This window comes from Parachitinimonas caeni (genome assembly GCF_030129945.1).
Lineage (GTDB): Bacteria > Pseudomonadota > Gammaproteobacteria > Burkholderiales > Chitinimonadaceae > Parachitinimonas > Parachitinimonas caeni.
The window spans coordinates 1-8,773 of record NZ_JARRAF010000071.1; the positions used below are offsets into that span (position 1 = coordinate 1).

An 8,773-nucleotide genomic window follows, 5' to 3' on the forward strand; every position below is an offset into this window, starting at 1 on the left:
CGGGCCGGATCGAGTTTTGGGGAAGGGCTAGGCAGGGTGAGCGCGGTTTAGCCGGCTAAATAAGCGAACCCTAACGACGCTCTGCCCCAAAACTCGATCCGGCGCGACTGTAAACCTAACGTCAACAGAACCATAGCGAAAGGCAGCAATATTCCGCCGCCTGCTGCGCTCGCACCAGATAGCGTGGCTCAACCTGCTGACCCAACCAGTCAAGACAGGCTTCACAATCAATAAGATGCATCTGGGTAGCGCTACCGCGACGTCCCTCCTTGCGGTCGCGATAGATCTCCAGAATCAAGCCTTCGTTGAAGCGCTGCCCCGCGATTCCAGCACGTAAGCGGGCGCATTCTGGCGGAATCTCCCGTTCGGAATGGTTCAAATGACTCAATTATCAGGTTCCCTTGTCAGATCCTAGCGGCAGGTGCCACCCCGCATCGGGCCGGTTAGGGCGCACCATAGCGACTTTGCAGCAGACGGGGCGCTCCCTGTGCCGGTAAGCGCAAGGTGATGAGGCGGTCGTATTCAGTCTCGGCAATCGGCTCGATGCGCAAGCCAGTCAGCTGTGCCACCAGATCGGGCACCACATCGCTGTGGTTGACGATGAGGATGGTCTTGCCTAGATGCTTCTCGCGAATCTCGGACGCCAGTTGCTGGGCGTAGCTTTCGGCATTTTCGGCATTGATGGGCCGCTCTTCCACCATCAAACCGTGTGTTTCGGCTACAGCCAGGGCGGTCTGGCGAGTGCGACGATACTGGGAGCTGAAGATCTGCTGCAAACCGGAATACTGCATGACCTTGGCCAGCGCTTTGGCACGGGCATCCCCCTGGCTGCTGAGGGACGGATCAACCGGGTCATCGCTGGCTTTATCGGCATGCCGCACCAGAATAATCTCCGTATCAGCCGGGGCCACATCCGTTGCGCAGGCGAAGCCGATCAGTTGGAACAGAGCAAGCAGGGTAATCAGGTAGGGCTTCATGAAGGTTTGATCGTAAGTTGAAGAAGGATGGCAACCGACTCGCCACAAACAACGCAGCCCGCAGCAACCAACCCTTGTCAGGTCAGCGCTGCGGGCTGCCAGTGCCAATCAATCGCGCTTAACGGCCATGAAACTCGCGCATCTGCTTGAACAGGTAGTTACCGTTCGGCAGGATTTTCACTTCCATATCCAGCGACAGCGGCTTGTCCTTGTCCAGCCATACGTAGTTGCAGTTGCGATTCGGATAGTAGCTGGGCTTGGCCTTGCAGTACGCAATCTCGATCTTCTTGGCGATATCGACAATATCGCTCATCTGCTTCTGGCTCAGCACGGTTGTGGTGCGTACCGGGTCGGTCACCGTCGGTTTGGCATAACGGGTTGTGGTAAACCGGGTGGGGCGCGAGGCATCGGAGAACGCGGCAACGGTGTACTCCGAGATGGTTCCTGGCAACGGGTTGGTTACCAGGTTTTCACCTTGCTGGATCGACAGCGAATACCCGTAGACATCGCTTCCCAGTACACGCGTCACCAGCACCAGATTGGCTGCTTCATCACCATAAGATGGGTTGATGGTGATCCCCATGCCGGCAGTAGCATGATCCAAGCGCGCAAAGCTGCGCTCGACCAATGCACGCGAATTCCACAAGCTGGCGTAAACAGCCTTGATGCCACATTGCACCGTCTTGGGTTTGACCTTCAGCTTGGTCACCACCCCGCCAATGGCATCGCCATCCGGCTCGACCGTACAGGAAAGATCGGCGTTGTCAGCTTTTTCCGGCTCGATCGAGAAGCTGTCATACAGGCCCGCACCGTTGAAATTGGCCACATCTTCCGAGGTCGCGCTGGAACGGAACTTGAACTTGGCAACACCCGGCGTTGCTGCCAGCAGCTTGGCTTTGACGTCGGCAACCAGATTGGCCGGCAGCTTGGCCTTGTAGAACATGCCTTGCACTTCGGCCACCATGGCATTGCGCTCGGCAGGCGACAGGTTGCCCACCTTCTCGGCCGACACCAAGGCATTCACCTTGGCCGCCAACGCGGCGTTTTCCGGCATCGCCATCATGTCGCGATAGAACTGAACCGGAATGCCGATACCCTTTGGTGTCAGGTCGTAGCCATATTGGGTGCTGACCGTACCGGTGGTGTCGGTCCGCCCCATTGCGCGGGCCAGAAAGCCCAGGCCAGTGGTCTTGCCGCCATAGCGCTTGGCGCTATCAAAGCAGGCGGCGTTGGTCAGCGACCTGTTGCATAGCTCGTCAAAGCTCTGCAGGCGACTTTCGTTGACGACGGGCAGCCCGGTCCAGGGGCGATTCAGCTTCTGCGCCAACTTCTGCTCGATGATGGCCGGCGTGGTGGCTTCGATCTTGTAGCCTTGCGCCGTCACCACCAGATGTACCGGCTGATTGGCCCAGGGCTGCAGTGAGGGATGCAGCGGGTTGGCATCACGCAGCACCATGTTTGGCGTGTTGCGCTCTTTGGACTTCAAATTCACGTGCGAGTTGATGTCCTGATACGCCTTGGTGATCACACCAGACACGACCGACAAATCCAGTGGCAGCTCTTCAAAAACCGGAATATCGGTGGGGCGCAGGGTATTCACATCCTGCGGGAATAAGCGCAAATAACCCCAGGCTTCTCCCGGATTCAAACCAATATACTTGATATTACCCAATACCTGATCGATGGTGAATAGATCAATATTCAACGCTCTGGCCTGGGTCGCAATCGTATTGAATGTCTGTTGTGTACCGGTGGCAACAAAAGCGAGTTTCGCATTTGGAATGGTGAAATTGGCCTTAACGGTTTTCAGCGCATCGAGCAGCGTTGCTTCAGAAATCACATCATCAGGATAGAATTGCACGGCATAAATCGGCGTAGCCGAATCACCCTGCAAATAGGTCTGAATCGTTCCGGCAAAGAAACGTTTGTTTTGTGCGTAGTAAGTCGTGTTATTAAAGGTGGCAACATCCTCGCCAATCTGATAACGCTGCACAGCAAAATCATAGTGATAGGTGGCATAGCTAGGCACCCGGCCATTCACTTGATAGTTACCATTGATAAAGCTGATGCTGCGCGCTGCAGGATTGCGATTATCAATCAGAAACTTGATCGAACGGCCGCTATTGCTGAGCACCCCGCCCGACTTGGCATAGCTATTGAAGGTAGTCTCACTATTGAGCGTGGTGGCATATAGCGGCGCAGCTGCCAAAGGGGCAGCAGCCACCGGCGCGGCTTGCTTGGTCAGCTTCGAGAATAGTGGCAGCTCGAATGCCCAGGAATTTGGCGCCGAAATTGCAAATAATACTGAAACTGCTGTAACAGACTTGATCATTCTTTTCACGTTAAAACACTTTTCAATGCAAATTACAACTGATTAAAAGAAACACCTCAGAATATTCGACCTCAAGATTTTCCATGCGATATTCAAATTGAATAGCGCTTCATTTTCCATCCGGCTTGCCACGATGCATAATCAATATGCCTCATGCCAAACAGAGATGCTCGCCAGCCTGCCACACAATCAGCAGAACGAAGGGAATGGCGGGATCTATTTGATCTTCGTATCAGGAGGTTAATTAGATTTGAATCTTGATTGTCCGACAATTATCCTGAATTCTGGCGTCACCTGGGCCGATCGTAACACCGGGTAACCATACGCTTTATTGCGCAAGATCATATCCAGCGGGATATGGTCCGCTTTATGGTGGTAAATCGCGTATTACAGTCAGGCAGAAAGGGGGCGAATTGTATAGACAAACCCGGCCAAGCTCAAGCAATGCCAAAAAACAATTCCCCAATCAGGCAATTGTCATTTTCCCCAAGATAATGCGGATGAATGGTGGAAGAAAGCTTGGTACCTGTGCCGTTCAGGCATTGGCGGCAGGTACCGCGCAAAGTCTGTCAACCGACCAGGCCCGATCCGGGCTTAGCCGCAACAGGCTGGCGGAGAAGGGGGTGCGTCACCGGCCATCTGACAACAGTTTTCCGTCATGAACCCCAGCAGCTCGGACATGGTGGCGTAATTGGCCGAGTAGTGGATGTAGCGACCTTCCTGCCGGGCGACAATCAGATTGGCGTGGGTCAGCTCTTTCAGGTGAAAAGACAGGGTGGCCGGCGCCAGGGATAGGGTCTCGCCGATCCGGCCCACCGTCATCCCTTGCGCCCCCAACGGCACCAGCAATCGGAAGATGGCAAGGCGGGTTTCCTGCGCCAGCGCGGCGAGTACGGTTACGGCAGCTTTATTTTCCATATTTCCATTTTACTTGAAATATTAGACTCTGTTGACTTCGGGGTTTGACGTCGCGCCAGGCCGAGACTTGAGGCAGGGCCTTGTGAGGTCAAGGCCAAACCGCGATCTCCCGCCAGGGGATAGGGCATGTGTTCATCGCACGATCTCCAGCGCGACATTGCATTCAAGCAAGGCTTGATCTACCAAGCCATAGGATGGGCCGGGCCGCAACCGCACCCAGCCTGCCCTACCCGCACCCTTTGCCTCGGCTGGCACAGGCTGCATGGCCGGGTATTCGGAGTCCGGCCACTCGCTCACCCAGGCTTTTATCGAAACAAAGGTTTCTGTCGCATCGCGATGCCAGACTGGCTCGATCAAATCAACGAATTCCGACTCAAGAGGACCCTCATATGATCAGAATATGGCAGTTGTTAATACTTTGCGGGCTGCTGATCAGCCGTGCTGCCGTGGCGCAGTCAAGCCCGCCACCGCTCAATGCCAACGACTGGAATTTCGTTCTGGTGCAAGCCTTTGAAAGCGAGCCGGACAAGGGCAACAACCTGTCGGTAGTCGGACTCAACCATTCGCTGCGCTTCGGCCAACTGCTAAGCAGCCTGACGGCCGGCCGTCTGAATCAGGTCAAACAGGTTTACGCGCTGACCCTGTCGGGCGATGGCGCCAATATGGGGCCACTGGAAAGCATTCAGCCCTATGCCATCCTCAACAACTTGCCGGTCAAAGTACAAAAACTGAGCCCCGGCGACGCCTCGACCTACAACTCGCCAGCGTATTTCGTGCAACAGATTCTGGCCAACCAAGCCCGTGGCACCTACGTCATGGCCATGCCGCTGTCGATGATGTCGCAGATCGTGCAATCGCTGACCGGGTCGTCGATTGCCATTCAAACCACCAATCAATATCTGGTGGTATCCGGCACCAACCAGCCGCTCAGCGTCAGCCTGTACGACGATCAGATTGCCAAGGTCAGCAACTACCCCCGCATCCCCCTGCCGGCCCGCAGCGCCTGCTCACAAGCCCCCGTTACCCTGCAGGCCAAGGTACCACCGGGACTACGGCCCTATGCGTCACAGTCGGTCTATTTGATACGGCACGTCGAGGCCCATCCCAGCGGCAATTTCGAAAACGGCAACTATGTCTGCCAGGGACAGTGGCGAGCCCTGGGGGCCAATGACATCCTGCTCGAAAAGATGGGCAAGCGGAAACCGGATTACATCTACACCTCCAACCCCCTCAACATCATCGACTGCGGCGCCGCATGTTCGTATATCCGCCCCTCGCTGACGGTGGCGCCGTTTGCGATCCAGCACGGCATTCCGCTGACGCTGGCTGCCTTCCAGTGGCAGGATGCTCCCGATCTGGCTCATGCCTTGTTCGATCAGGATTCGTACTATTTCAAGCACCCGGCCAGTGGTTCTTCGATTCTGGTGGGTTGGGAGCATGACCATATCGAAAAAGCCGTGAAATACCTGCTGGCCTCGGTCTACCAGAACCCCGAAGTCGCCGCCAAAGTGCCGGCCTGGAACTTTGACGACTACGACACCATCTGGGAGCTGTTCACCGACAAGGATGGCAACCTCACCTTCAAGAATAGCTGCGAGGGCATTCCAACCAGTGCTTTGCCCAGCACTTGCCCCGCCTTCTTTCAGTAAACCGCCACAGCACCGCAACGGTAAAACACGGGGGCGCGGCGAAATCATCCAGATTTCGCCGCGCCAACAAGCATAAGGGCACACTATGGGAAAAAGTCGGTTGGAAGCTTTCAGTGATGGCGTCATCGCCATCATCATTACCATTATGGTTCTGGAAATGAAGGTGCCTCATGGCGCCAGCATTGAGGTGCTTCAGCCACTCTGGCCGGTTTTTCTCAGTTATGTACTGAGCTTTATCTACGTCGGGATCTACTGGAACAACCACCACCACCTGCTGCATGCCGCCAAACGGGTCAGTGGCGGCATACTTTGGGCCAACCTGCACCTGCTGTTCTGGCTGTCGCTATTCCCGTTCATCACGGGCTGGATGGGTGAAAACCACTTCGCTGCCACCCCGACGGCGCTATACGGCGTCGGCTTGCTGATGGCTGCGCTGGCCTTCTGGCTGCTGCAGCACGCCATCATCGCCAGCGATGGCGGCGAGCACTCGCTGCTGGCTGAGGCGCTTGGCAACAACCTCAAAGGCAAGCTTTCGGTGTTTTTTCATGCCATCGCAATCGGCATTGCCTTCTACCTGCCCTGGCTGGCAATGGCCTGCCATATCCTGGTAGCGCTGATGTGGCTGATCCCTGATCGTCGGATCGAAAACGCCCTGCATCGTGGTGAGCCCTGAGCTCCAGGACTCACCTCACCGATCAACGCCGCAAACCAAGCTCCATCATCTGACTGCGTGGTGCGTCTTCAATGAAACCCAGTCGCTGATGCAGCCGCATCGAAGGCAGATTGCTGCTGGCCACCATGGCCCGCAGCGGCATCCGGCCACGTTGATCCAGACTCTGGGCAAGGCGCTGATATAAGACCTCCGCCAGGCCAAGCCCTCGCCATTCCGGCCGCACTCCAACTGGCTCGACCCAACCATCCCGCAGCAATGCCAACGCACCATAACGGCCATTCGGATCGCGCAAAACCCAGCTGCCTTCCCAGTCCCGATCCCGCCAGTCCTGACGCAGCACATCGGCAGGCGGCAAGGTGCAATTGGGCACATGGGCGAACATCTCGGCGAAGTCCTCTGCCAGCAGGAGCCAGTCCACCTGCTCGTAGGACTCCCTCACCCAGCCGGCTGGCAATGCCTGCGGCAGCCCCAGGAGATTCGCGCGGCTGAAGAATACCCACTCAAAGCGCGGAACGAAGCCCAGTGCCGTCAGCAATGCCGTCTTGATCGGCTCGGTCTGGCGCGCACTCACCCGGACACTCGTGGCACCTTCCGCTATCGCCACACTTAGAATATGGTCTACCACTGACTGCAATGCCGCAGCATCGTGACCAAACAGTGGCGCCATGAAGAATTGGCCGGTACGGGCGAGGTCCAGCGTCACCCACGCACCACAGGCCACGACCTCACCGCCGCGCAATGCCACCACGACGTTCTTGCCAGCTGCCCGCCCTGCATCGTTCAGATCTTCCAGCAGGTGCGCGGCGTCTACCGGCTGCTGCCAGCAGTCTGCCTGCAAATGGGCAAGGGAATTCAGATGATCGGACGCCAATGGCACCAGTTCAATGTGGCCGCTGGCCGAAACCTCATCCGCAACCGGCAAAGCCGTCGCAGGAAAACCTGTGTTCGCAAAGGCCTCATCAGCCGGCACAACAGGCCGGCCTAGACTTGAAAGAAAGGGGAACATGCTAGACCCTCGAGGCAAAATGGCGGATCAGATCCAACCCCACCGCAGAGGGTGCCTGTTCGAGCCGTCGGTACTCCCGACCATCCAGCGTGCGTTCAAGCAGCTTGTAGTTCACCAGCTCGCGCCGCAGCAGCACATGGTCACCCAGCACTTCGCCCAATTTGATGTATTCGTTGACTTCTCGCTCGGTCATTGTGCGATGAGCCGGAATACGCGCCCAGATCGGCCATAGGCATGGCCCCTGCTCGGAAAACTTGCTGGGCCAGCGATGCAATCGGCCGTGCTCGTCAAAGTGCCGCAAAAGCTTGCGTGCCGCAGCGCCGATCGACGGCGGCTCGGCCGATTCAACGAGCGGCGGCGGAGCCAGCTGGATAGCGGGCCTGGCTTCGGCTTCACTACGAAAATGCTGGAAATTCTGATACCCGACAGCCCTTGCCAGCATGTTCAGCATCTGTACATGACCAGGGGGCTCGGTCTGTTCGGCCCACTGCTTGACCAGCGAACGGGCCAGTAGCGAAATATCGTCGGAATGAAAAGGATAGGCAGTGCGTGACATGGTTTCGTCCTTGTCTGTATGCCCCGGTGTACACCGGCTGCCACGATCGCCCTTATGGCCTGGCACAAGAATCGAACCAAGCGTGCGCCTAGATGTGCGCGTTTATTGCCTGGCAGGTTTAGCGTGCTTCGTTGCGAAGCGGCGACGCCTGGGTGAACTGCCGACCGGCGCGCAGAATAACGCCAACTTCGAAGCCGATGCAAGCACTTAGGCTCTACTGACGTTTTGTTTCCGGTCGCACCGGGCCGAGTTTTGGGCCCACGGCCGCGTTGAAAGTCGGGTGGTTTACCGCTAAGCGCTGTGCTTTTCCCCTTGCACCAGGTAAAAATTCGACGAAATGCGAACCCAATTAGAAAACGTCCACAGCTCCCGGCCAGCCCAATGCAAGAGGACGCGGCAACACCAGCGATTTGACTGCGCCCCAAGGTGCAAACGACCTTCTATCCACCCAATCTCCCTCCCCTCACTCATAAGCTATTCGTTTTCCCAGAAAGGAGCGATGCAATGACCATCCTGTTTGACCACCCCATCGATCCTAGGCTCTGTTGACGTTTTGTTTCCGGTCGCGCCGGGCCGAGTTTTGGGGCAGGGCGAGGCAGGGTGAGAGTAGTTTAGCGAGCTAAATAAGCGAACCCTAACGACGCCATGCCCCAAAAATCGAC

Annotated in this window: 9 protein-coding genes; 2 read left to right on the plus strand and 7 right to left on the minus strand. The window is 56.8% G+C overall.

Translation table 11 applies throughout. From position 1 onward, the window contains the following. Nucleotides 1–121 precede the first annotated feature (121 nt). The 5 genes from PZA18_RS23125 to PZA18_RS23145 all read right to left on the minus strand — a co-directional run bounded on the left by PZA18_RS23125 (nucleotide 122) and on the right by PZA18_RS23145 (nucleotide 4,584). Nucleotides 122–388: a hypothetical protein gene (locus PZA18_RS23125; RefSeq protein ID WP_284103266.1), complete on the minus strand. Its 267-nt coding sequence runs from the start codon at nucleotides 386–388 to the stop codon at nucleotides 122–124. Nucleotides 389–443: 55 nt separating this feature from the next. Continuing rightward, nucleotides 444–977 carry a SixA phosphatase family protein gene (locus PZA18_RS23130; protein WP_284103267.1) on the minus strand — a complete coding sequence of 178 codons (534 nt, stop codon included), beginning with the start codon at nucleotides 975–977 and terminating at the stop codon, nucleotides 444–446. A gap of 118 nt (nucleotides 978–1,095) precedes the next feature. Continuing rightward, a complete protein-coding gene (locus PZA18_RS23135) occupies nucleotides 1,096–3,309 on the minus strand; it encodes a PEP/pyruvate-binding domain-containing protein (RefSeq protein WP_284103268.1) in 2,214 nt (737 codons plus the stop codon). A gap of 594 nt (nucleotides 3,310–3,903) precedes the next feature. After that, a complete protein-coding gene (locus PZA18_RS23140; protein WP_284103269.1) occupies nucleotides 3,904–4,227 on the minus strand; it encodes an ArsR/SmtB family transcription factor in 324 nt (107 codons plus the stop codon). Nucleotides 4,228–4,359: 132 nt separating this feature from the next. After that, entirely contained in the window at nucleotides 4,360–4,584 is a 225-nt protein-coding gene (locus tag PZA18_RS23145; RefSeq protein ID WP_284103270.1) for a hypothetical protein, read from the minus strand. 32 nt (nucleotides 4,585–4,616) lie between these two features. On the opposite strand from PZA18_RS23145, the gene PZA18_RS23150 reads away from it, so the two are divergent. Further along, nucleotides 4,617–5,876: a hypothetical protein gene (locus PZA18_RS23150; RefSeq protein ID WP_284103271.1), complete on the plus strand. Its 1,260-nt coding sequence runs from the start codon at nucleotides 4,617–4,619 to the stop codon at nucleotides 5,874–5,876. Nucleotides 5,877–5,976: 100 nt separating this feature from the next. Then, nucleotides 5,977–6,549 (plus strand): TMEM175 family protein, encoded by a 573-nt coding sequence (locus PZA18_RS23155; protein WP_308447449.1) that lies wholly within the window; start codon nucleotides 5,977–5,979, stop codon nucleotides 6,547–6,549. A gap of 22 nt (nucleotides 6,550–6,571) precedes the next feature. On the opposite strand, the gene PZA18_RS23160 is transcribed toward PZA18_RS23155, so the two are convergent. Both PZA18_RS23160 and PZA18_RS23165 read right to left on the minus strand, forming a co-directional pair. Continuing rightward, complete coding sequence (locus tag PZA18_RS23160) at nucleotides 6,572–7,555, minus strand: GNAT family N-acetyltransferase (RefSeq protein ID WP_284103273.1); 984 nt, start codon at nucleotides 7,553–7,555, stop codon at nucleotides 6,572–6,574. Between the two features lies 1 nt (nucleotide 7,556). After that, a complete protein-coding gene (locus PZA18_RS23165) occupies nucleotides 7,557–8,111 on the minus strand; it encodes a DUF2087 domain-containing protein (protein WP_284103274.1) in 555 nt (184 codons plus the stop codon). Between the last annotated feature and the right edge of the window lie 662 nt (nucleotides 8,112–8,773).

Coding starts and splice junctions, on each gene's coding strand:
- PZA18_RS23135 (WP_284103268.1), bottom strand. CDS start 3,309: ATGATCAAGTCTGTTACAGCAGTTTCAGTATTATTTGCAATTTCGGCG.
- PZA18_RS23165 (WP_284103274.1), bottom strand. CDS start 8,111: ATGTCACGCACTGCCTATCCTTTTCATTCCGACGATATTTCGCTACTG.
- PZA18_RS23130 (WP_284103267.1), bottom strand. CDS start 977: ATGAAGCCCTACCTGATTACCCTGCTTGCTCTGTTCCAACTGATCGGC.
- PZA18_RS23140 (WP_284103269.1), bottom strand. CDS start 4,227: ATGGAAAATAAAGCTGCCGTAACCGTACTCGCCGCGCTGGCGCAGGAA.
- PZA18_RS23160 (WP_284103273.1), bottom strand. CDS start 7,555: ATGTTCCCCTTTCTTTCAAGTCTAGGCCGGCCTGTTGTGCCGGCTGAT.
- PZA18_RS23150 (WP_284103271.1), top strand. CDS start 4,617: ATGATCAGAATATGGCAGTTGTTAATACTTTGCGGGCTGCTGATCAGC.